Here is a 21,938-nt window from a genome sequence, read left to right as displayed (position 1 = left end):
GCTGATGAACGCGGGCGTGGTTCAGGCGGGTTGGGGCGAGCGAGTCAGCGGCAGATTCAGCCAGCGCCGGCCGGTGGCATTGCTGACCGCGTTGCCGAGGGCAGCAGCCATCGGCCCTTGGACGATTTCGGCAGCACCGAGGAAGGGTTCGCCCGGTTGATCGAGCAAATGCACGTCGACTTTTTTTGGCAATTGGGTGAAACGCAGAATCGGATAACCGCTCCAGTCGTAGCTGCGAATGCCGCCCGCGTCGTAGGCGACTTGTTCGTAGAGCGTCCAGCTGGCCGACTGGACAATGCCGCCCTCGACCTGATTGCGCAGGCCATCGGGGCTGACGATCTGGCCGACGTCGACCGCCGTGACCACATGATCGACGCGAATTTCGCCGGTCTGCGGATGCACCCGCAGTTTCACCGCGAGGGCGCAGTAACCCATGATGTTTTTGTAGCGGGCGAAGGCGAAACCGATCCCCGCGCCGGGCTCGTTGCTCTTGTGTGGCCAGCCGATTTCATCACGCACGCGCTCGATCACGGCGCGGGCACGCGGATCGCGCAGATGCGCCAGGCGCAACGCTACCGGATCGAGCCCTCCCTTGATCGCCAACTCATCAATACCCGCCTCGATCGCAAAGATGTTGATGTGCGCACCGAGCGAGCGCATGGCCGAAGTGCGGAACGGCATGGTGGTGACGAAATTCATGTTGATCCGCGTCGCGCCCAGTTCATACAGCGGCACCGCGTTGCGATCACCGTCACCTTCGGGCTGAGCGATTGGCACCGACGGCGCCGAGGCGAAGGGTCTGGCCAATAGACGTGCCGGCAGCAAACGCCCGGCATTGACGATGCGTTCGTTGTGCGGCGTGGTCCACAGCTCGTAGTTCCAGTCCTGCAAACGGCCCTGACTGAGGCCGGCATCGACTTCGGTGACCATCGCCGAACTGTACGGCTCCCAGAGATTTTCCTGCTCGCGCATCCATTGCACGCGCACCGGCGTGCCCGGCAGGCGCATCGCGATCAGCGCAGCATCGGCGGCGGCATCATCGGCGCCGTTGTGGCCGTAGCAACCCGAGCCTTCGGTATGAATGCAGCGCACACGTTCCGGCGGCAGACCCAGCATCTCGGCGATACCAGCGCGCAATGGATAGACACCCTGGGTGTGGGTCCACACCGTGAGCACGCCATCGTTAAACCAGGCCACCGCACAGGACGGGCCGATCGAACCATGCATCAGATACTGCTTGGTCACCCGCGCTTTGAATCGAGTCTCGGTCGCGCCGCCGGCATTGCCGTTATTACTGATCGGATAGCGCTTAGACGGCAGCTGCTTGAGCAAATCGTGAATCCCGGCGGCTTCGGGAATCGCCTCGCCGCCGCTCCACTTGGCACTTTCCATGCCGGCGCGCATGGCCTTGATCGCTTGCCACTCATCACCGGCGACCACGGCCAGATAGTTGCCGTCGCGAATCACTTTGACCACGCCGTTCAACGCCTCGATGGATGCGGCATCGAACGCCTGAAGCGTGCAGCCGGGACGCGGCGGGCGAATCACCCGCGCATGCAGCATGCCCGGCAGGCGCATGTCCTGGACGAACGCCGCGCCGCCGCTGACCTTGGCCGGAATGTCCAGGCGCGGCAGGTTGTGGCCGATCAGTTTGAAATCGGCCGCCGCCATCGTCGGTGATTGCGCCTTGGCGTATTGGTGCACATCGACATGCTTGACCGCGTCGGCATAAGCCATGCGCTGGCCGGTCGGCCCTTCGATGATGCCGTCGCGAGTGCTCAGTTGCGCAGCGTCGATTTGCCAGCTGCGCGCGGCGGCATCGACGAGCATTTCCCGCACCTGGGCGGCAGCGTTGTACAGCGCGGTGCCGCTGTCGAAAATGCTGTGGCTGCCGGCGGTGTAGCCTTCGTTGGGCGTCAGCGCGGTGTCGGCGGTGAGCAAATTGACGGCGCTGGCCGGCACCTGCAAACGCTCGGCGGCGATTTGCACCAACGCGGTTTTCACTCCAGTGCCCAGTTCGACTTTGCCGGTGTACACGGTGATGCCGTCGGCGCCGATGCGGATCCACGCGTCGAGGTAAGGGTTGGTGCGCAGGCTGCCGGGCAGATCGGGGGCCAGGACCACGGTGCCGAGGGTGTCGACTTCGGTGTCGGCCAAGACACGCCGCGCTACCGGCATCAGGGTGAAGGCCATCAGCAGCGCGCCGCCACGCAGGAAGGCCCGGCGGCTGGGGTTCAAGCCGTTTGCTTCGCTCATGTCCGGCTCCCGTTGTGCCCGGCCACCTGCTTGATCGCCTCGATGATGCGCAAATGGGTGCCGCAACGGCACAGATTGCCGGCCATGTGTTCGCGGATGGTTTGTTCGTCCGGGTGCGGGTCACGTTCGAGTAACGTTTGCGCGCGCATCAGCATGCCGGCGATGCAGTAACCGCATTGCGCGGCCTGCTTGTCGATAAATGCCGCCTGCAACGGGCCGGGTTTCTCTGCGCTGCCGAGGCTTTCCACGGTGCGGATTTTTTTCCCTTCAAGGCCGGCGCAAGGCGTCAGGCAGGCGAACACCGGCTGGTCGTCGACGATCACCGTGCACGCGCCGCACTGGCCCAGGCCGCAGCCGTACTTGGCGCCGTTGAGGTTCAAGTGATTGCGCAGCGCGTACAGCAGCGGCATGTCCGGCTCCAGCTCCAACGGTTGGGCGGCTCCATTGACGTTGAGAGTGATCTGGCTCATTTCGTCTCCTGACGTAACGCTTCAATAGTGGAAGAAAGGTCGGTCCATTGCTGATCGGGTCTGGCTTGCTCGCGCAAGTACGCCGCAAGTGCGCCGAGCTGGGCGTTGTCGAGGCTGGCGGCGAACGGCGGCATCACCGGGCCGGGCGCGCCGGGAATGGCGGGCACGCCTTCGAGTACGGTCTTGAGAAAGTTGCGCGGGCTGGCCGCTTGCAGCGCCGAAGTGCTTTGCAGGCCTGGGCGGCCGTCGATTTCGCGCATCGGCGCGGCGGGTGCGTGACATCCGGCGCAGGCGCTGCTGAAGAGCAGGGCGCCGCTGCTGTGATCCGCTGGACTGCTTGGCGGCTTTTGCGCGGTGATTTCGGTCACCGCGTGCGGGCTTTTCAGGCTCAGCAGGTAGTCGGCAATCGCTTCGGCTTCACTGGCCGGCAAGCGCGCCAGACTCAGGCTGACCGGGCGCATCGGGCCGGCGGGTGTGCCGTGACCATCGACCACGTCAGCGCGCAGGTAGCCGACCAATTGCTCGCGATTCCATGGATTGGCGCGTTGACCGAGGCCGACCAGTGCCGGCGCTTCCCAGCCATCGACGCTGCCGCCCTGAAGGTATTGCGAGGATTTCTCCGCGCCAATCAGGTTCAGCGGCGAATGGCAGCCGGCGCAGTGGCCCGGGCCGTCGACCAGATAGCGTCCGCGATTCCATGCCGCGCTGTGTTCGGCCAGCGGCGTCAGTGGCTCGCCATGCAGAAACAGCAGGTTCCAGAACGACACCAGCGGGCGGATGTTCATCGGGAAATTCATCTGGTTCTGCCGCGCCGGGGCGTGTACGGCGGGGCCGCTCATCAAGTAGGCATAGGCGTCGGCGATGTCTTCGGAGCTCATGCGCCGGTAGTGCACGTAAGGAAAGGCCGGGTAGAGAAAGTGGCCGTCGCGGGCAATGCCTTCGCGCATCGCCCGCTCGAAGGCCGGCAATGACCACTCGCCGATGCCGGTCTGCGCATCCGGGGTGATGTTGGTGCTGTATAGCGTGCCGAACGGCGTCACCAGCGGCAGCCCGCCAGCCAGGTATTCGCCGCCGGGGCGGGTGTGACACACCGCGCAGTCGCCGGCCTCGACCACCCGTGCACCGCGTTGCAATTGCGCAGTATCGAATGACATGGGGCGTTTGATTGGCGCGATCGCCGGGCGCCACATCAGCGCGACGGCGGCGATCAGGCCGAGCACCGCGAGCACGCCGACGCTGATCCACAGGGTTCTGGATTTGAGCAAATGGCTGTTCATGGTCGGCAGAAAAACGCGGCGGACAGTGGCAGGACGAGTGCAGTGCGGGTCATGGAAACGCTCCTTGTAGCAGCCGGGAAGGGCGCCGATGCGGACGTCAGCGCCAGGGCCAAAGCGTAGAGAAGACCCTTGCAGCGGAGAATCACCGGCCCGCGCAACAGCGCGTTGCGCCACAAGCAACGTTGCGCGCCACGCATCAGTGCGTTGCCAGTGGCACGGATTCTCGCCCCCGCCGGCTGACCGTAGCCTTGGCACAACTTTCCCGAACTCAACGAGGTGTCACCATGCTTACGGGCAACCCTGCCGTTGCGGCCCCGGCCGAACAGCCTGCTTCACTCTCCGGCCTGATGGTCGCGTTTCTGGCCTTCTGCTGCGGCGCGGTCGTCGCCAACCTGTATTACGCACAACCCATCGTCGAACTGATCGCGCCGCAGATCGGCCTGTCCAGCGCCAATGCCAGCCTGATCGTGTCGCTGACGCAGTTCGGTTACGCGCTGGGTTTGTTGCTGCTGGTGCCGCTGGCTGACCTCATGGAAAACCGCCGTCTGGTAGTCGGTTTCACCCTCGCCGCCAGCGTGACGTTGCTGTGCGCTGGCCTGACCCATTCGCCGTCGCTGTTTCTGCTGCTCTCTTTGCTGATCGGCCTGACCTCGGTAGCGGTGCAGATTCTCGTGCCGTTGGCTGCGCATTTGGCGCCGGAAGCCAGCCGGGGGCGCGTCGTCGGCAATATCATGAGCGGCCTGCTCCTGGGGATTCTGCTGTCGCGGCCGCTGTCGAGCCTGTTGGTCGAAGTGTTCGGCTGGCGCGGGGTGTTTTACAGCGCGGCGGCACTGATGGCGGTGATCGCGTTGATCACCGCTGTGGCATTGCCGCGCCGGGTGCCGACGCACAAAGCCACCTATGTCGCGTTGATCGGTTCGGTGTTTGCCTTGGCCCGGCGCTTTCCTGTGTTGCGCCAGCGTTCGCTGTATCAGGGTTTGCTGTTCGCCAGTTTCAGCCTGTTCTGGACCCTGGCGCCAATTGAGCTGATGCGTCATCACGGCTTCAGCCAGGCGCAAGTCGCGATTTTCGCCCTGGTCGGTGCGGTGGGTGCAATTGCCGCGCCGATTGCCGGGCGTCTGGCCGATGCCGGGCACGGTCGTCGCGGTACCTTGGTGGCGTTACTGCTGGCGCCGCTGTCACTGTTGATCGCCGCGCTGCCGGGCAGTGGTTACGTGTGGCTGGTGGTGTGTGCGGTGCTGCTGGACTTTGCCGTGCAGCTGAACATGGTCCTCGGCCAGCGTGAGGTCTACGCCCTCGACCCGCACAGCCGCGCCCGCCTGAATGCGGTGTACATGACCAGCATTTTCGTTGGCGGCGCCCTCGGCTCACTGGTCGCCAGCCCGCTGTACGAACACTTCGGCTGGAACCTCTCGGCCGTCGCCGTGGCGGTGTTGCCGGCGTTAGCGCTGGCATTGTTCCTGAGTCGCAAGGCTGATGTCTGAGGTCGCGATGAGGCCCGGCAAGCACGACGATACAAGACGTGTGGCGAGCGCTGATGCACAATCAGCGGCGTTCCCTCACCACCGGATCCCGCTTATGGACAAGTTGCTGGCCTTGAAGATGTTTGTTGAAACCGTGCGCTGCGGGGGCTATTCCTCGGCGGCGCGCAAGCTTGGGATTTCGACGTCTTCGGTGACACGGCAAGTGGCGGGGCTGGAGAACGAGTTGGGCGCCAGCCTGCTCAATCGCACCACGCGCAATACCAGCGTGACCGTCGCCGGTCAAACCTATTTCGAGAAAGCCGTGGCGATTCTCGATGCCATCGACGAAGCCGATGCGGTGGTCGCCGATCGTGGCAGTGATGCCCAGGGTCGCTTGCGCATCAGCGTGCCGGTGGAGTTTGGCCGCCGGCTGATCGCGCCGCACCTGAGCCGCTTGCTTGAACGCCATCCCGGGCTGGAGATCAGCCTGTCGCTGAGCGATCAGGTCAGCGATTTGCTCAGCGAGCAGATCGACGTTTCAGTGCGGCTCGGCTCGACGGTGGTCAGCGAGGACATCGTCAGCAAACGCGTCGGCCACTTTCAACGTTGGATTGTCGCCAGCCCGGATTATCTGGCGCGCAGCGGCGTGCTCGAACATCCGCGGGATCTGCTTGAGCACCAATGCCTGCGCTTCGACTACGGCGGCAGCCATCATCACTGGACCTTTCAGGGCGACGAAGAGCCGATTCAGCTCAACGTCCAGGGCCGCCTGCAAAGCAATAATGCCGACATCCTGCGCGAAGCGGCGATTGGCGGTGGCGGGGTGGCGCTGCTGGCCGACTGGCTGGTGCGCGACGACGTCGCCGCCGGACGCCTGACGCGCTTGCTTGAGCACTACGAGGTCAATCCCGGCAGCGCCAGCAGTTGCATCAACGCGCTGTACCTGCCCAACCACCGTGGATCGAGCCGGATCAACGTGTTCATCGATTTTCTCGTGGAAATCCTCAAACCCGCCGCTTAGTGCTGCACACTCTGTTGCTGCAGCCGCTGCACACTGCTTGTATGCTTGCGCCCCGGAACACGTGGCCGCCGTGAGTGCCGACGTTCGAATGATGGCTGGAATGGATACCGGACTTCCTTAAGGTACTGACGTGAAGCGTGATACTCGCCTTGTAATGCTCCTGCTGCTGGTGATCGGCTGTTCCCTGACTTCGCTGACGATCTGGAAAGTCTGGTCTTCGCGCGAGCGTGCGCTGGCGGAAGTCGATGTGCATGGCTTGAACCTGACCCAGGCGCTCAACACCTACACCGAAGGCATCGTCCGGCAAAGCTCGCTGCTCTTGCTCGGGCTGGTCGAACGTCTGGAAACCGAGGGCAACGGCCCGGCGCAGATTCAGCGCATCCAGAGCCTGATCGACCGCCAGCAGCCGCTGATGCCACAGCTCAGCGGCATCATCATCTATGACCGGAACGGGCATTGGCTGATGTCCTCCAACCGACCGATTCCGGAGGGCGCCAACAGCAGCGACCGCGCCTATTTCATTCACCACCGTGAAAACCGGAGCCGCGAGCCGTTCATTGGCCCGCCGATCCAGAGCCGTGCCAATCACGAATGGGTGGTGACCATCAGTCGGCGCTTCAATGACGCCGGTGGCCAGTTCGCTGGCGTTGTAGCAGTGACGCTGGGGGTGGAAAACTTTCTGCGCGTGTTCGGCAAGCTCGACGTTGGCCAGGACGGCGCGATCGGTCTGTCGTACACCGATGGCACGCTGCTGGTGCGCTACCCGTTCCGCGAGCAGGACATGGGCCGCAACTTCTCCAAATCGCCGATCTACGCCAAATACCTCGTTGACCGCTCGGTCGGCACTGCCTCCTACACCTCCAGCCTCGACGGTGTCGAGCGGCTGTACGCGTTCCGCAAAAGCGAAACGCTGCCGCTGATCACCACCGTGGCCCTGGGCAAGGATGAAGCGCTAGCGGCGTGGCGCATCGAAGCGGCGTTGTCGGGGGTGGTAGTGATCGGGCTGCTGGGGCTGACCGGATTGATCGGCTGGTTCCTGATTCTCGATATCCGCCGCCGCACTGAGGCTGAAGAGGCGTTGCGCGATGCCCAACAGCAATTGCTCGCGTCCAATCGGCAGCTGGAATTACTGGCGCTGAAGGATGCGCTGACCGGCCTGGCCAACCGCCGCTGTTTCGATGAAACCCTGACGGTGGAAGCGCGGCGCGCGCAGCGTGACGGGACTTCGCTGGCCTTGCTGATGATCGATATCGACCACTTCAAATTGTTCAACGATGCCTTGGGCCACGTCGCCGGCGATGCCTGCCTGCAAGCGGTCAGCAAGATTCTTGAAGGCTGCGTGCGACGCCCCTCGGATCTGGTCGCGCGCTACGGTGGCGAGGAAATGGCGGTGATCATGCCGGCCACCGACAGCGCCGGTGCGACGGTGGTGGCGCAGTTGATGCTCGAACGTTTGCAGCAGGCGAACATCGCCCACCCGGGCAGTCCGTTTGCTCGGATTACGGTGAGTATTGGCATGGCGGTGGGAACGGGCGCTCAACTGGATTCGCTGCCGGCGTTGATCCATACCGCCGATCAGGCGCTGTACCGCGCCAAAGCGGCGGGGCGCAACGGGATAGCCGGGCAGGCCTGAGGCGCGCTAGAAAGCTTCGCCCTTATCCAGTTTGGCCAACAGCGTCTGCCCGCGTTGCCACAGCGCATCCTGCTTGGCCAGCGGCATGCGGTCGAGGTTCTTGTACATCATGCCCATGCGCTGATTGCCGCGCAGGATGTCGCCGTGGCGCATGAGGAAATGCCAGTACAGCGCATTGAACGGGCAGGCATCGTCCGCGCTGCTTTCCTTGACCTTGTAGGCGCAGTCGCCGCAGTAATCCGACATTCGATTGATGTACTGGCCGCTGGCGCAGTAAGGCTTGGAGCCGAGATAACCGCCGTCGGCGTGCATGACCATGCCGAGGGTGTTGGGCAGTTCGACCCAGTCGAAAGCGTCCATGTAGATCGCCAGATACCACTCACAGATTTCCTTCGGCGCAATCCCGGCGAGCAAGGCAAAGTTACCGGTGACCATCAGGCGCTGAATGTGGTGGGCGTAGGCATGTTGCAGGCTTTGGCCGATGGCCTGGCGCATGCAGTTCATCTGTGTCTGCCCGGTCCAGTAGAACTCCGGCAGCGGACGCGAGTTGCCAAACACGTTGCCCTCGGCGTAGTCCGGCATCTTCAGCCAGTACACGCCGCGCACGTATTCACGCCAGCCGATCAGTTGCCGAATGAAGCCTTCGGCAGCGTTGAGGCCAATGCTCCCCGACCAGTACGCCGCCTCGACATCGCTGCACAGCTGGCGCAAATCGAGCAGGCCGATGTTCAGCGCCGCGCTGATCCGCGCGTGAAACAGGAACGGTTCGTCGCTGGCCATGGCGTCCTGGTAATCACCGAAGCCGGCCAGCGCGTAGTCGAGAAAGTATTGCCACAGGGCCTGAGCATCGGCGTGGGTCACCGGGTAATTGAAGTCATCCAGCGTGCCGTAATGGCTGGCGAAGCGCTCGCCGACCAACGCCAGCACCTCTTGGGTGATTGCGTCATTGGCGAAACGCGCCGGGTAGGGCGGTTTGGCGTGTTTGGGCAGCGCCTTGCGATTCTCCGCATCGAAATTCCACGCACCGCCGACCGGCGTGCCGTCACCATTAAGCAGCAGCCGACTCTTGCGCCGCATCTCGCGGTAGAAGAACTCCATGCGCAGCTGTTTCTTGCCGCTGGCCCAATTGGAGAACTCTTCGCGGGAGCAGAGGAAGCGGCTGTCTGAATGCCAGTGCACGGGCAAGCCCGAATCTTTGATTGACTGCTCAAGGCGCCAGTCGCCGCATTCGGTGATATGAATCTCTTCTGCGCCGGTGAGGGTTTGCCAGCGCTGCAATTCGCCGGGGATGGAGCCGCTGTTATCCGGGTCGTCGAGGCGGACGTATTGGACGCGGTAGCCTTTATCGCGCAACGCCTCGGCAAAGTGGCGCATGGAGCTGAAGATCAGGGCGATCTTTTGCGGATGATGGGCGACGTGGGTCGCTTCCTCCATGACCTCGACCATCAGCAGCAGGTCTTGCTGGGGATCGAGTGGCTGCAGGGAGGCCAGGTCGAAAGACAGCTGGTCGCCGAGGATCAGGAGCAAACGGTGGGCAGGGGGCATGGAGCGAAGTCCGGTGAACGATTCGAACTCCAATAGTTATACAGATTGTTTGATATGTATAGGTTTTAGCGGCCACTGACATCCTATTGTGGGAGCGAGCCTGCTCGCGAAAGCGTCCTGTCAGTCAATACAAGTGCTGACTGACCCACCGCCTTCGCAAGCAGGCTCGCTCCCACAGGAACTTGTTTGGGGTTCTTAGGCGGGGTAGGTCGGATAGTCGATATAACCCTCGGCACCGCCGCCATACACCGTCGCCGGATTCAACTGATTCAACGGCCAGTCATTGGCAATCCGCGCCGGCAGGTCCGGGTTGGCCATAAACGGTCGGCCAAACGCAACGAGATCGGCCAGCCCCGACTCAAGCAATTGCGCGCCGGTTTTGGCGGTGTAGCGCCCGGCATAAATGATCGCGCCGCTGAACGTGTCGCGCACGGCCTGGCGAAAGGTCTGCGGCATCGCTGGCGCGTTGTCCCAGTCGGCTTCGGCGATCGACAGGTAGGCGATGCCGACGTCTTCAAGAATCTTGATCGCGGCAATGTAAGTTGTGTGCGGATCTTCCTCGACCAGGCCCAGATACGTCCGCGCTTCATCGGTGGTAGTGAACAACGGCGCGAAACGCACACCGACCTTGTCCTTGCCGATGCATTCGGCGACGCCGGCCACCACTTCGCGCAAAAAGCGCAAGCGATTATCCAGTGAGCCGCCGTATTGGTCGGTGCGCAGGTTGCTGTGGGCGGAGATGAACTGGTTGACCAGATAACCGTTGGCGCAGTGCAGTTCGATGCCATCGAAACCCGCATCCATCGCGTTGCGCGCGGCCTGGATGTACAGCTGAATCAGTTCCTGCACTTCATCGGTGCTCAACGCGCGCGGAGCGGACGGCGGCACCAGTTCACCGACACCTGGCGCGGTTTCGATGAACACGCTGACGCGGTCCGTGGCGACCGCAGAGGCCGACACCGGCGCATCGCCGTTGGGCTGCAACGCCGTGTGCGAGACCCGACCGACATGCCAGAGCTGGGCGAAGATCACCCCATCCACCGCGTGCACCGCCTCGGTGACTTTGCGCCAACCGGCGATCTGTTCCGGCGTGTGAATGCCCGGCGTCCACGCATAACCTTGGCCGCGCGGTTCGATCTGCGTGCCTTCGGTGACGAGCAAACCGGCACCGGCGCGCTGCTGGTAATACTCGGCCATCAATTCGTTGGCGACATTGCCCGGTTGCGTACTGCGCTGGCGGGTGAGGGGCGGCAGGACGATGCGGTTTTTCAGGGTGTGGGCGCCCAATTTGGCAGGCGTGAAGAAAGCATTATTCATGGAGTAAGCCTTGAATCTGATTAGACCAGTCGACTAGTGACTGGGCAAAAAAACAACGCCGGGCTGTACGCACGCGGCGTTGATCGGGTTGGAGCAATGGATTCAGCCGAGCATTTTCAACAGCTTTTCGGCAACGGCGGAGGAGCTGGCCGGGTTCTGGCCGGTGACCAGTTGACCGTCAGCGACCACATGCACCTGCCAGTCGGCGACTTTCGAGTAACGCCCGCCCAGACGCTGGAACTCGTCTTCGATGAGGAACGGCACCACGTCAGTCAGACCAACAGCAGCTTCTTCGGCGTTGGTGAAACCGGTGACGTCGCGATCTTTGACGATCGGCTGGCCGTCAGCGCGCACCACATGACGCAATACGCCGGGTGCGTGGCAGACAAAACCGTGAGGTTTGTTGGCGCGGTCGAAGGCTTCGATCAGCGCGATCGAGGCCTTGTCTTCGGCCAGATCCCACAGCGGGCCGTGGCCACCTGGGTAGAACACTGCGTCGAAATCCTCAGCCTTCACGTCAGCCAAACGGCCGGTGGTGGCGAGTGCCTGTTGTGCGGCCGGATCAGCGCGGAAGCGATCGGTTTCGGCAGTCTGCGCGCTTGGCTCATCGCTTTTCGGATCGAGCGGCGGCTGGCCGCCGGCAGGCGATACCAGGGTGACGTCGGCGCCGGCGTCCTTGAAGGCGTAGTAGGGCGCGGCGAACTCTTCCAGCCAGAAACCGGTTTTCTTGCCAGTGTTGCCGAGCTGATCGTGGGAAGTCAGAACCATCAAGATTTTCATAGAGCACCCTTGGGTTGGTCTGGCATCGGCAAGAGGCGAGGGATTCGCTTGATGTCGGTGCCGCATGAATTTGTGTGTCGGGGCGCAGCATAGTTTCCAATTAGACCAGTCGTCTAGTAATTTTTTCAGAAAATGTTTTTGCCCGTCGGTTATGGCAAACTCCCGGTCCTGAAAACTATACGACTGGTCTATTGTCTGGAATTTTGCGCACCATGAAGCCGACCTTTGACGACACCCGCCAACACTTGCTCGACACCGGCCACCGGATGATGGCCGAGAAGGGCTTCACCAGCGTCGGCCTCAACGAGATCCTGCAGACCGCCGGCGTGCCGAAGGGCTCGTTCTATCACTACTTCAAATCCAAGGAGTTGTACGGCCAGGCGCTGCTCGAGGATTACTTTGTCGACTACCTTGCCGATATGGAGCGCCGCCTGACATCGCCTGGGCTGACTGCCTTCGAGCGTTTGATGGATTACTGGCAGGGCTGGCAGAACCGCTGCACCCTCGAAGGCCACGGCGATGAATGCCTGGTGGTGAAACTCAGCGCCGAAGTCGCCGACCTGTCCGAATCAATGCGCCTGACCTTGCGCGACGGTGCCGAACGCATCGTCGCGCGCATCACCGAATGCATCGAACAAGGCCAGACCGACAAAAGCCTGCCGGAGGGCGATGCGCGCAAGTTGGCGGAGACGCTGTATCAGCTCTGGCTCGGTGCCAGCCTGCTGAACAAATTGCAGCGCACCGGACAGTCGCTGGAAACTTCGATGGCGATGACCCGGCAGTTGCTGCGAGTCTGAGCCTCGCCGCAGATCCCTTGTAGGAGTGAGCCTGCTCGCGAAGACGGCGGCACATCCAACATCTTCTTTAACTGACCCAATGCATTCGCGAGCAGGCTCGCTCCCACACTGTTATGGGCCGAACCATCGATCTTTATTCAATCCCCAATCCTGTGGGAGCGAGCCTGCTCGCGAAGACGGCGGCACATTCAACATCTTCATTGCCTGATCCAACGCAATCGCGAGCAGGCTCACTCCTACACTGTTTCGTGCTGAACCATCGATCTTCATTCAATCCCCAATCCTGCGGGAGTGAGCCTGCTCGCGAAGACGGCGGCACATCCAACATCTTCTTTAACTGACCCAATGCATTCGCGAGCAGGCTCGCTCCCACAGGAGATCTGTGTTGATTGGTGGAATTGGAGATCAGCAGGCCATTCAAAACTCAGGCAGAACTGCTGTCCTCTTCAGGCAGTTGGGCAAACCACTGCGCGTACGGCGTATTGCTCACTTTGAATCGGTTGTAATCCGGGCTGCCGTCATCCCACCACACCGGCCCGCGCTCACCCAGCGCGACTTTGGCGTCGTTGACGCGAGCTCTCGCTGACTTCAACGCCTGTGCATCGTCGCCACGCTTCGCCTCTCTGACCGCACGCCGCGCTGACATGAGTTCGGCTACAAACGCCTCACGCTCGGCGGCTGGCAGCGCTGGATTGCTGCAACGCCATAGCTGTTGCTTGACCACAAAATAGCGGCCATCGGGGGTGGTGGGGTACATGGGCGATATCCCGCGTGATCCAGTCTCAGACCGGGTAGGACAACTCGCCGATGAGTTTATCCAGCGTAATCGGATAATCGCGCACCCGCACGCCGCAAGCGTTATAGATCGCATTGGCGATCGCCGCCGCCGCGCCGCTGATACCCAACTCGCCAACGCCTTTGGCTTTCAACGGGGTGGCATACGGGTCGACTTCATCGAGAAAGATTACTTCCTGATGGGGAATGTCGGCGTGCACCGGCACCTCGTATCCGGCCAGATCGTGATTGACGAAAAAGCCGATTCGATGATCCACCGCCAGCTCTTCCATCAATGCCGCGCCGGCGCCCATGGTCATGCCGCCGATGATCTGGCTGCGCGCGGTTTTCGGGTTGAGGATGCGCCCGGCGGCGCACACGGCCAGTTGCCGACGCAGGCGAATTTCGCCGGTCGCCGCATTGACCGCGACCTCGGCGAAATGCGCGCCGAAAGTCTGCTGGGCAAAACGCTCGGCCAGATCGCCGTATTCCATGCGGTCCTCGCCCGTCAGCTCGCCATTGGCTGCGGCCTGAGCCAAGGCAACCTGCTGCGAGCCTGCGCGAATTTGCCCGTCGACAAACTCGGCTTGCTGCGGGCCAAACCCGACGGCGCGAGCAGCGGCTTCACGCAGTTTCATGCACGCGGCATACACGCCGGCAGTGGAGGAGGCTGCGCCCCACTGGCCGCCGGAGCCCGACGATTCCGGAAACCGCGAATCGCCCAAGTGCACCACGACACGGTCCAGCGGCACGCCCATCATTTCGGCAGCGGTCTGGGCGATGATGGTGTAACTGCCGGTGCCGATGTCGGTCATGTCGGTTTCCACGGTGATGACGCCTTGACGATCGAGTCGCACCCGCGCCGCCGAAGCGGTCGTCGGTGCGCCGCGAATCGCCGAGGCCAGCCCGATGCCGATCAGCCAACCGCCCTCACGGCGCTGAGCGGGTTGAGGGTTGCGCTGACGCCAGCCAAAGCGTTCGGCGCCAGTGTTCAGGCATTCCACCAACTGCCGTTTGGAGAACGGCCGCGCCGGTTGCTCCGGATCGACCTGCGAGTCGTTGAGGATGCGCAGCTGCAGCGGATCCATCTGCAGCTTTTCGGCCAGTTCATCCATGGCGATTTCCAGCGCCATCATCCCCGGTGCCTCGCCCGGCGCGCGCATCGCCGAACCCTCGGCGAGATCAAGCACGGCGAGATTCAAACGGGTCATGCGATTGGCACCGGCGTAAAGCAATCGGGTTGACGCGGTAGCCGCTTCGGCGCGTCCGCCGCGCAGATTGCCCGACCAGCTCTCGTGGCCGATCGCCGTGATCACGCCGTCACGGTTGGCACCGATGCGCAGGCGCTGAAGCGTCGCCGGACGATGGGTCAGGTTGTTGAACATCAGCGGCCGCGGCAGCGCGACTTTCACCGGTCGCCCGGCATGTCGAGCGGCCAGGGATGCCAACACTGCGTCGCAAAGAATCGTGCCCTTACCGCCGAAACCACCGCCGATATACGGCGAGATCAGGCGCACATCTTCCTTGGCGATGCCGAGGGTTTTCGCCAGATCGCGCACGCCCCAGTTGATCTGTTGGATCGATGTCCACAAGGTCAACTGCGTGCCGCTCCAGCGGGCAATGGTTGCGTGCGGTTCCATCATCGCGTGGGCCTGGTCAGGCGTGCTGTAGTGCTGATCGATTTGCACGGGCGCAGCGTTGAAGGCGCCTTCAAAGTCACCGGCGCTGGTCTGCGGCGGCGGGCCGAAACCGGCCGGTGGCGGTGGGGTTGCGGAGTCTTTCGCCGCCTCCAGATCGAAGGAACCTGGTTCGGCCACGTAGCGGATGTCGAGCAAGCCGGCGGCCGCGCGGGCCTGTTCGAAGGTGTCCGCGACGACAATCGCCACGGCCTGGTGATAGTGATCGACCTGCGGCCCGGCCAACGCCCTGGCTACATAAAACTCGCCTTTGGCCAATGGCCCGGCGTTTTCGTAAGTGACGATGGCAATCACCCCGGACGCTTCACGCGCTTGCGTCGAATCGATCGAGGCAATGCGCCCCTTGCCGATCCCGGTGCCGACGATATAGCCATAGGCGGCGTCCGGCACCGCTGCGTTTTGCTCGTAGGCGTAGGGAGCGGTGCCGGTGGTTTTCAGCTTGCCGTCGATGCGGTCGGCAGGTTGGCCGATGACGTTCAGCTGGTCGATCGGATTGGAGGAGGCCGGGGTGTCGAATTTCATCTGCAAATTCCTTTCAGACAGGCTAGCGACGCCCACGTAGCGCGGCGCAGCCATCGATTGACGTCGGATCTCTACGAGCCTAGGCCATCGACGCGCCACTGATAATGCGCGGTTTCAGGATGGAGTGATGAATCTCGCTCACCAATCCTGATCAACATGACAAATAGGAATACGTTTCAATTACTAATGCGACCGTATACCATGCGCGACGTTTTCACTGGCGGTTTTGCCCTTCGTTCTGGCCTATTCGTAAAGGTTTTCACCTCATGCGTCGAACTCTGCTTTCCATTTGTGTGCTGCAGGCGTTGTCTTCTTCCTCGTGGGCTGAGTCAGCCGAACCGACTTCTTCAACGCTTGAGCTGGAAGCCACCGATGTGGTCGGCACAGCGGATTACGAACGGGCAGACGGCCCGGTTCAAGGCTACCGCGCGACGCGTTCCGCCAGCGCCACGCGCACCGACACTTCGATTCATGAAACCCCGCAGTCAATTAGCGTGGTGACCAAGGACGCCGTCGAAGACCTCGGCGCCACGCGTTTGCAGGATGCGCTGGATTACGCTGGCGGCGTCGGTCGCGCGAACAATTTCGGCGGGCAGGGCCTGACCACCTTCACCGTGCGCGGCTTCACCACCGGTGAGTTCTACCGCAACGGTTTCCCGATCAACCGTGGCTACCCGAACATGCCCGACGCCAATACCATCGAGCGTCTGGAAGTGCTGCGCGGTCCGGCGACCATGCTCTATGGCCGTGGCGATCCCGGCGGTACCTTCAACGTGGTGTCGAAACAGCCGTTGCCCGAGCGCACCGTTACGTTAGGCAGCCAATTGAACGACCAAGGCATGAAGCGCGGCACCCTCGACGCATCCGGGCCGCTGGATGAAGAAGGGCGTCTGGCCTATCGCTTGAATGTGGTGGGCGAGGGCGGTGACACCTTCCGCGATCATGTCGAGACCGAGCGCTACGGCATCACGCCGGTGCTGACCTGGCAGGCCACCGACGCGACCAAGCTGATTTTCGAAGGCGATTTCATGCGCAACAACGCGCCGCTCGATCGTGGCGTGACGCGCTACCCGGCGCAGATCGGCACCGCCTCGCGCGATACCTTCTTCGGCGAGAAAGACGTCGGCAAACTGCACAACGACAACAACATGGCGCAACTGCGTTTCGAGCACATGCTCAACGACGACTGGACCCTAGGCGGCGGTTTCCAGTGGCTCGACGGCTCGCTCAAGGGTAATGCGATCGAGGCCAACGGCATTGCCGCTGACGGCCGCACGCTGGGGCGCAACTTCAACTACCGCAAGCTGGAATGGACCGACAAGGACACCCAGCTTAACCTCACCGGGCATTTTGATACTGGCGGTCTGCAGCACACCTTGCTCACCGGCATCGAGTACGAAGATTACGATTACAAGTCGATCATCCAGCGCTCCAGCGGCGCGGTCAGTGCCTACCCGATCGACATCTTCAATCCGGTTTACGGCCAGCCACGCCCGGCCCTGACCCGCACGCCGACCCACGACAAAGAGAACCTCAAGACCTACGCGGCATTCGTGCAGGATCAGGTAGCCCTCACCGACAAGCTGAAAGTGCTGGCCGGCGCACGTTTCGAGCGCTTCGAGCACGATTACGAAACCTACGTGCCCGGCGGCAAGAGCTGGCAGGCCAGCGACAACGCCGTCACCCCGCGTATCGGCGTGACCTACGATTTGACCGATACCCTGGCGATCTACGCCAACACCGCGCGCTCGTTCAAGCCCAACACCGGCGCCAGTCGCGAAGGCGGCGGCTTCGCTCCAGAGAAAGGCAAGTCGTACGAGATGGGCGTCAAGTGGGAAGCGCTGGATCAGCAGTTGAGCGTCGACGCGGCGATCTACCAGATCGAAAAACGCAACGTGCTGACCACCGACCCGGAGGATTCGACCTTCAGCGTCGCCGCTGGTGAAGTACGCAGCCGTGGTTTCGACGTCAACGTCACCGGCAACCTCACCCCGGAGTGGCGAGTGGTCGGCGGTTACGCTTACGTCGACGCCGAGGTGACCAAGGACAACACGCTGCGCTCCGGCACGCGCCTGCTGAACATCCCGAAGAACAGCTTCAGCCTGCTCAATATGTACGAATTCCAGGACGGCACGCTCAAAGGCCTTGGCCTTGGCACTGGCCTGAAATACGTCGACGAGCGCGCCGGGCAGACGTCCAACACCGCGTTTTCCATGGGCAGTTACACCGTGGTCGACCTGCTGAGCTTCTACAAGATCAACGACAAGGTGCGGCTCAATCTCGATGTGAAAAACATCTTCGATCGCGACTACGAAGAAGGCGCCTTCGGCAACGTTTACGCCTACCCGGGCGCGCCGCGAACCGTGCAGGTGGGGATTTCCTACACGCTGTAAATCGCCGCAGCGGTTGCCGCAGCCCCATGCTGGCCTGAGAGTGGCATGTCGAAATCAGACATCGGCATGCCGCACTCAGGCTAGTTGCGCGGCGGCCGGGCCACGTAAGGTGAAGCATCATTTCGTCGGCAAAGCGTCTGCGTCGCAGCTTTCGCCTGATGCCGACACCGGAAATGATGATCGCCTGACGCTCAGTCAGTGGCCCAAACGTCGATCATGAGAACAATAAGAACCCATGACTAGCCTGAACCCCAAGGACTCCAACGGTCAGTTGGCGCAAGGTTTCAAACCGCGTCACGTCACCATGCTTTCCATTGCCGGCATCATCGGCGCAGGACTTTTCGTCGGCTCAGGCCACGCCATCGCCGCCGCAGGACCTGCGGTGCTGCTCGCTTATCTGTTCTCCGGTCTCTTGGTCGTGCTGGTCATGCGCATGCTCGGCGAAATGGCCGTGGCGCACCCCGACACCGGCTCGTTTTCCACCTACGCCGATCAAGCCATTGGCCGCTGGGCCGGCTTCACCATCGGCTGGCTCTACTGGTGGTTCTGGGTGCTGGTGATTCCCATCGAAGCACTGGCCGCCGGGCACGTGCTCAATCAGTGGTTTCCCCAGGTCGATGCGTGGTTGTTCGCCTTGCTGTCGATCGTGCTGCTGGTGATCACCAACCTGTTCAGCGTGTCGAAATACGGCGAGTTCGAATTCTGGTTCGCCATGGCCAAGGTCATCGCAATCATCGGTTTCATCGGCTTGGGCTTTGCGGTGCTGATGGGCTGGATTCCCGAGCGTGAAGCCAGTGGCTTGAGCACGCTGATGGCCGAGCACGGCGGCTTTGCGCCCAACGGCATGTCGGCGGTGGTCGGCGCGTTCATCACCATCATGTTCAGTTTCATCGGCACCGAAGCGGTGACCATCGCCGCTGCGGAGTCGAACAATCCGGCGCAGAACATCGCCAAGGCCACGCGTTCGGTGATCTGGCGCATCGGCATTTTCTATCTGCTGTCGATCTTCGTGGTGATTTCCGTGGTGCCGTGGAATGACCCGCAACTCGCCTCGGTCGGTTCCTACCAGCGCGCACTGGAACTGATGAACATCCCCAACGCCAAATTCCTCGTCGACGTGGTCGTATTGATCGCGGTGGCCAGTTGCATGAACTCGTCGATCTACATTTCCTCGCGCATGCTCTATTCGCTGGGCCGACGCGGCGATGCGCCGCCGGCATTGAAGGTGACTTCGGCGGCCGGCGTGCCACGTGCGGCGGTCATTGCCAGCACGGTGATTGGCGCAGGCGTGACCTTGCTCAGCTATTTCATGCCGGCCGGGCTGTTCCAGTTCCTGCTCGCCAGCTCCGGCGCAATCGCCTTGCTGGTGTATCTGGTGATCGCCATTTCGCAGTTGCGCATGCGCCGCCGACTGGAACGGGAAAAGGTCGAAATGACCCTGCGCATGTGGCTGTTTCCCTGGCTCACCTGGCTGGTCATCGCCTTTATCTGCGCGGCGTTGGCAGTGATGATGATCACCCCTGAACATCGCCTGGAAGTGACTTCGACCATTGGCCTGGCGCTGCTGATCTCGTTCATTGGCCTGGTCACCAGCCGCCAGCATGGGCCGGAGGGCAGGGTGGTTGCGGTGAGCAAAGCCTAAGCAAACAACGCCTTGAGCCCGCGGGAAAACCAGCCGTTCGGGCTCGAAGGCAGATGCTCACGTTGATTGAATGAGCCCGTCAACGCGCAGGTTTCACCGGCGAGCGAGCCCATCAGTTGCGGCAGCAAAAAGCTGCGTTCGCATTCACTGGCGGACAGTCCGGTTTTCTCTTGCGGCCAAACGACGTTGGTTTCTGCATACGGCTTCATGGCGCACCTCCTCAATTCAAACGTCCAGCACCAGGGTTTCGCTGCCCTGCGCCGGGGCGGCGCAGCAGATCAGCACTTCGTCGTCCGCCAGGCGCATGGCCGGCGGGGTGAGGTAATGCACCTGGCCGCTGGTAAGGCGGGTTTTGCAGGTGCCGCACGAGCCGCCGCGACAGCTGAACTCCGGGTTCAAGCCACGTGCCTCGGCCAGTTCCAGCAAGGTGCCGCTGCCCGGTTCCCAGCGTGCTTCCTTGCCGGAAGTGGCGAACAACACCTTGACCGGTTCTTCAGCGACCGGCACTTGCGGCGGCGCCGGGGTGCTGATTTCGACATCGCGGATCAGCGTCGACGGGCCGAAGGTTTCGGCGTGGATGCGATCATCGGGAATGCGCATTTTGCGCAAGCCGTCGTACAGCGCCTGGGTAAAACTGCCCGGGCCGCACAGGTAGAAATCGTAGTCATCCAGCGGCAGCAGGCTTTTCAGCAAGGCGATGTCGATGCGCCCGGCATGATCGTAACCCTGCGCTGTTGCTTCCAGCGGCGGCTGGCTGACCACGCGCAGCACCTTGACCTTGTCACCTGCACGCGCAGCCAAGGCGTCGATTTCATCGCGAAAGGCCAGATCCTCGACGGTGCGACTGCTTTGCACCACCCAGGTCGGGCGCATGCGACTGATGCGTTTGCCCTGATAGACCACTTCGCGCAGCATCGACAGCAGCGGCGTCACCCCAACCCCGGCGGCCAACAGCACCAGTGGCCGGCGTTCGGTGGCGTCGACGGTGAAGTCGCCTTGCGGCGCGCGGGCTTCGATCAAGTCCAATGCCTGGACCCGATCATGCAGATGCGAAGACACCGAGCCGTCGCGTTTGACGCTGATACGCAGAAACTCGTCCGACGGCGCGCTGGACACGCTGTAGGTGCGGATCGACGCGGCATCTTGGCCGTCGAGCAAGACCTTGATCGGCAAGTGCTGGCCCGGTTCGAAGCGCGGCAGGCCGAAGCCATCGTTGGCTTGCAGATAAAACGAACGGATCTGCGGACTCTCATCGACCACCCGCGTGACGTGCAGCGCGCGCCATTGGTTGCGCAGCGCCTCGGCCTGCAGACGCTCGCGGGTCTGCTCCCAGCTGCCGGTCATTTGCGAATTGGGCGAATCGCCTTCCGGCTGCTCGGCCCAGCGCAGTGGCAATGCGGCCTGACGGTAAACGATGCGCTGCGGCTTGAAGCGCCACAGGCGCTCGGCGCCCTGGAACGCGGCGATTTGCGGATCGTCGAGCAGCACTTCTGCGCTGCCGGTCATCTGCAACAGATCGCCGCTTTCGAAATCGATGAAAGTCAGCCCGGCGCGCGGGTTGAGCAGGATGTTGCCCAAGGTGTTGAAGAACAGATTGCCGGAGAAATCCGGGATGGTCAGGGTGCCGTCCTCGTCCTCGTCCATGTGCACGAAGCCGGATTTGCCACCGCGATGGGACACATCGACTTGGCGCTCGCCGTCGCGCACCACGTAAGTGGCCACGTAGAACGAGTCGGCGGCAGTGATCATGTCGCGTACCAAGGGTTCGCTGACCGGCAAGTCGAGCGCGTTGTCGGTGGTCTCATCGACGAACGCGTAGTGGCGCAGATTGATGTAGCGCGGGCAGTTGCCGTAAGCCTGGGTCACGCTGATCTCGAGGCTGTCGTCCTCGCGGCGGCTGATATTGCCGTTCATGCGATTGCGCCGACGGGTGTGCAGCTCGATGCCGAGCATGCCGATCGCATCGCCGGGTTGCAGGCCTTGATTGGCCGGGTCGTTGGGCTGCGCGTCGAGTTTGATCTTCAGAACGTCTGGTGACGGCGAATCCATGAACCCCGGTTGACCGGTGCGCAGCGTCGCCCACGGATCGCCCTGGCTGTCGACGGCGCCGAGCACGACGAAGGGCAGTTGCGCATAGAACTCGCGGTGCTGGTCCGGCATCCAGTCGCGGGCCAGTTGCCGCTGGCCGACACCGACCATCATCTCCACCGCGCCGACGGCACGTTGCAGGGTCAGCTCACCTTCATGCCAGGGCGAGGGCTGCGGTTTCGACGCTGTGTCCATTTCGATTCTCCTCGGGTGCAAACGGGCCGGTGAGCCGCCAGGGGCTGAAGCTCAAGTGGGCTCATGTT

The 21,938-nt window shown here is 62.5% G+C and carries 16 protein-coding genes; 6 read left to right on the top strand and 10 right to left on the bottom strand.

Going from position 1 to position 21,938, the window contains the following annotated elements:
* Positions 1-21: 21 nt before the first annotated feature.
* The 3 genes from KVG87_RS01430 to KVG87_RS01420 are packed head-to-tail and all read right to left on the bottom strand — an operon-like array spanning position 22 to position 3,991.
* Positions 22-2,256 carry a xanthine dehydrogenase family protein molybdopterin-binding subunit gene (locus KVG87_RS01430; RefSeq protein ID WP_217848811.1) on the bottom strand — a complete coding sequence of 745 codons (2,235 nt, stop codon included), beginning with the start codon at positions 2,254-2,256 and terminating at the stop codon, positions 22-24.
* Entirely contained in the window at positions 2,253-2,726 is a 474-nt protein-coding gene (locus KVG87_RS01425) for a (2Fe-2S)-binding protein (protein ID WP_217848809.1), read from the bottom strand. The genes KVG87_RS01430 and KVG87_RS01425 overlap by 4 nt, the downstream gene beginning before the upstream one ends.
* The gene (locus KVG87_RS01420) at positions 2,723-3,991 is read right to left on the bottom strand and encodes a c-type cytochrome (protein ID WP_367616631.1); all 1,269 of its coding nucleotides are present in this window, start codon (positions 3,989-3,991) and stop codon (positions 2,723-2,725) included. The genes KVG87_RS01425 and KVG87_RS01420 overlap by 4 nt, the downstream gene beginning before the upstream one ends.
* Positions 3,992-4,287: 296 nt before the next feature.
* On the opposite strand from KVG87_RS01420, the gene KVG87_RS01415 reads away from it, so the two are divergent.
* The 3 genes from KVG87_RS01415 (at position 4,288) to KVG87_RS01405 (ending at position 8,120) form a co-directional block, all read left to right on the top strand.
* Positions 4,288-5,487, top strand: a complete 1,200-nt coding sequence (locus tag KVG87_RS01415; protein ID WP_122505585.1) for an MFS transporter — start codon at positions 4,288-4,290, stop codon at positions 5,485-5,487.
* Positions 5,488-5,581: 94 nt separating this feature from the next.
* Positions 5,582-6,487 (top strand): LysR family transcriptional regulator, encoded by a 906-nt coding sequence (locus KVG87_RS01410; protein ID WP_016774792.1) that lies wholly within the window; start codon positions 5,582-5,584, stop codon positions 6,485-6,487.
* Positions 6,488-6,617: 130 nt separating this feature from the next.
* A complete protein-coding gene (locus KVG87_RS01405; RefSeq protein WP_217848805.1) occupies positions 6,618-8,120 on the top strand; it encodes a sensor domain-containing diguanylate cyclase in 1,503 nt (500 codons plus the stop codon).
* A 6-nt stretch (positions 8,121-8,126) separates the two neighbouring features.
* Here the strand turns inward: KVG87_RS01405 and KVG87_RS01400 are convergent, their stop codons facing one another.
* The 3 genes from KVG87_RS01400 to KVG87_RS01390 form a co-directional block, all read right to left on the bottom strand.
* Entirely contained in the window at positions 8,127-9,665 is a 1,539-nt protein-coding gene (locus tag KVG87_RS01400) for a cryptochrome/photolyase family protein (protein ID WP_217848803.1), read from the bottom strand.
* Between the two features lie 195 nt (positions 9,666-9,860).
* Positions 9,861-10,982, bottom strand: coding sequence for an alkene reductase (locus KVG87_RS01395; RefSeq protein WP_125927083.1), 1,122 nt, complete (start codon positions 10,980-10,982; stop codon positions 9,861-9,863).
* Positions 10,983-11,084: 102 nt separating this feature from the next.
* On the bottom strand, positions 11,085-11,762 hold the full coding sequence (locus KVG87_RS01390; RefSeq protein ID WP_217848801.1) for a type 1 glutamine amidotransferase domain-containing protein: 678 nt from the start codon (positions 11,760-11,762) through the stop codon (positions 11,085-11,087).
* Positions 11,763-11,974: 212 nt separating this feature from the next.
* On the opposite strand from KVG87_RS01390, the gene curR reads away from it, so the two are divergent.
* Entirely contained in the window at positions 11,975-12,559 is a 585-nt protein-coding gene (gene curR / locus KVG87_RS01385; RefSeq protein ID WP_217848799.1) for a TetR family transcriptional repressor CurR, read from the top strand.
* A 424-nt stretch (positions 12,560-12,983) separates the two neighbouring features.
* On the opposite strand, the gene KVG87_RS01380 is transcribed toward curR, so the two are convergent.
* Complete coding sequence (locus KVG87_RS01380; RefSeq protein ID WP_217848797.1) at positions 12,984-13,316, bottom strand: hypothetical protein; 333 nt, start codon at positions 13,314-13,316, stop codon at positions 12,984-12,986.
* 25 nt (positions 13,317-13,341) lie between these two features.
* Positions 13,342-15,552: an aldehyde oxidoreductase molybdenum-binding subunit PaoC gene (gene paoC / locus KVG87_RS01375; RefSeq protein ID WP_217848795.1), complete on the bottom strand. Its 2,211-nt coding sequence runs from the start codon at positions 15,550-15,552 to the stop codon at positions 13,342-13,344.
* 266 nt (positions 15,553-15,818) lie between these two features.
* Between paoC and KVG87_RS01370 the strand changes: the two genes are divergently transcribed.
* Positions 15,819-17,945: a TonB-dependent siderophore receptor gene (locus KVG87_RS01370; RefSeq protein WP_217848793.1), complete on the top strand. Its 2,127-nt coding sequence runs from the start codon at positions 15,819-15,821 to the stop codon at positions 17,943-17,945.
* 235 nt (positions 17,946-18,180) lie between these two features.
* Positions 18,181-19,587 carry a GABA permease gene (gene gabP, locus KVG87_RS01365; RefSeq protein WP_217848792.1) on the top strand — a complete coding sequence of 469 codons (1,407 nt, stop codon included), beginning with the start codon at positions 18,181-18,183 and terminating at the stop codon, positions 19,585-19,587.
* Here the strand turns inward: gabP and KVG87_RS01360 are convergent.
* Both KVG87_RS01360 and KVG87_RS01355 read right to left on the bottom strand, forming a co-directional pair.
* On the bottom strand, positions 19,584-19,796 hold the full coding sequence (locus tag KVG87_RS01360) for a hypothetical protein (protein ID WP_130902660.1): 213 nt from the start codon (positions 19,794-19,796) through the stop codon (positions 19,584-19,586). The genes gabP and KVG87_RS01360 overlap by 4 nt on opposite strands.
* A gap of 16 nt (positions 19,797-19,812) precedes the next feature.
* Positions 19,813-21,870: a 2Fe-2S iron-sulfur cluster-binding protein gene (locus KVG87_RS01355; protein ID WP_217848791.1), complete on the bottom strand. Its 2,058-nt coding sequence runs from the start codon at positions 21,868-21,870 to the stop codon at positions 19,813-19,815.
* Between the last annotated feature and the right edge of the window lie 68 nt (positions 21,871-21,938).

Source organism: Pseudomonas siliginis (genome assembly GCF_019145195.1).
Lineage (GTDB): Bacteria > Pseudomonadota > Gammaproteobacteria > Pseudomonadales > Pseudomonadaceae > Aquipseudomonas > Aquipseudomonas siliginis.
The sequence above is the reverse complement of the archived record's forward strand: the minus strand, read 5'-3'. Positions and strand labels throughout refer to the sequence as shown.

Bases quoted from the DNA above. Each gene is read 5' to 3' on its own strand.
- KVG87_RS01410 (WP_016774792.1), top strand. From the start codon at position 5,582: ATGGACAAGTTGCTGGCCTTGAAGATGTTTGTTGAAACCGTGCGCTGC.
- paoC (WP_217848795.1), bottom strand. From the start codon at position 15,552: ATGAAATTCGACACCCCGGCCTCCTCCAATCCGATCGACCAGCTGAAC.
- KVG87_RS01400 (WP_217848803.1), bottom strand. From the start codon at position 9,665: ATGCCCCCTGCCCACCGTTTGCTCCTGATCCTCGGCGACCAGCTGTCT.
- gabP (WP_217848792.1), top strand. From the start codon at position 18,181: ATGACTAGCCTGAACCCCAAGGACTCCAACGGTCAGTTGGCGCAAGGT.
- KVG87_RS01390 (WP_217848801.1), bottom strand. From the start codon at position 11,762: ATGAAAATCTTGATGGTTCTGACTTCCCACGATCAGCTCGGCAACACT.
- KVG87_RS01425 (WP_217848809.1), bottom strand. From the start codon at position 2,726: ATGAGCCAGATCACTCTCAACGTCAATGGAGCCGCCCAACCGTTGGAG.
- KVG87_RS01395 (WP_125927083.1), bottom strand. From the start codon at position 10,982: ATGAATAATGCTTTCTTCACGCCTGCCAAATTGGGCGCCCACACCCTG.
- KVG87_RS01415 (WP_122505585.1), top strand. From the start codon at position 4,288: ATGCTTACGGGCAACCCTGCCGTTGCGGCCCCGGCCGAACAGCCTGCT.
- KVG87_RS01370 (WP_217848793.1), top strand. From the start codon at position 15,819: ATGCGTCGAACTCTGCTTTCCATTTGTGTGCTGCAGGCGTTGTCTTCT.
- KVG87_RS01360 (WP_130902660.1), bottom strand. From the start codon at position 19,796: ATGAAGCCGTATGCAGAAACCAACGTCGTTTGGCCGCAAGAGAAAACC.
- KVG87_RS01355 (WP_217848791.1), bottom strand. From the start codon at position 21,870: ATGGACACAGCGTCGAAACCGCAGCCCTCGCCCTGGCATGAAGGTGAG.
- KVG87_RS01430 (WP_217848811.1), bottom strand. From the start codon at position 2,256: ATGAGCGAAGCAAACGGCTTGAACCCCAGCCGCCGGGCCTTCCTGCGT.
- curR (WP_217848799.1), top strand. From the start codon at position 11,975: ATGAAGCCGACCTTTGACGACACCCGCCAACACTTGCTCGACACCGGC.
- KVG87_RS01380 (WP_217848797.1), bottom strand. From the start codon at position 13,316: ATGTACCCCACCACCCCCGATGGCCGCTATTTTGTGGTCAAGCAACAG.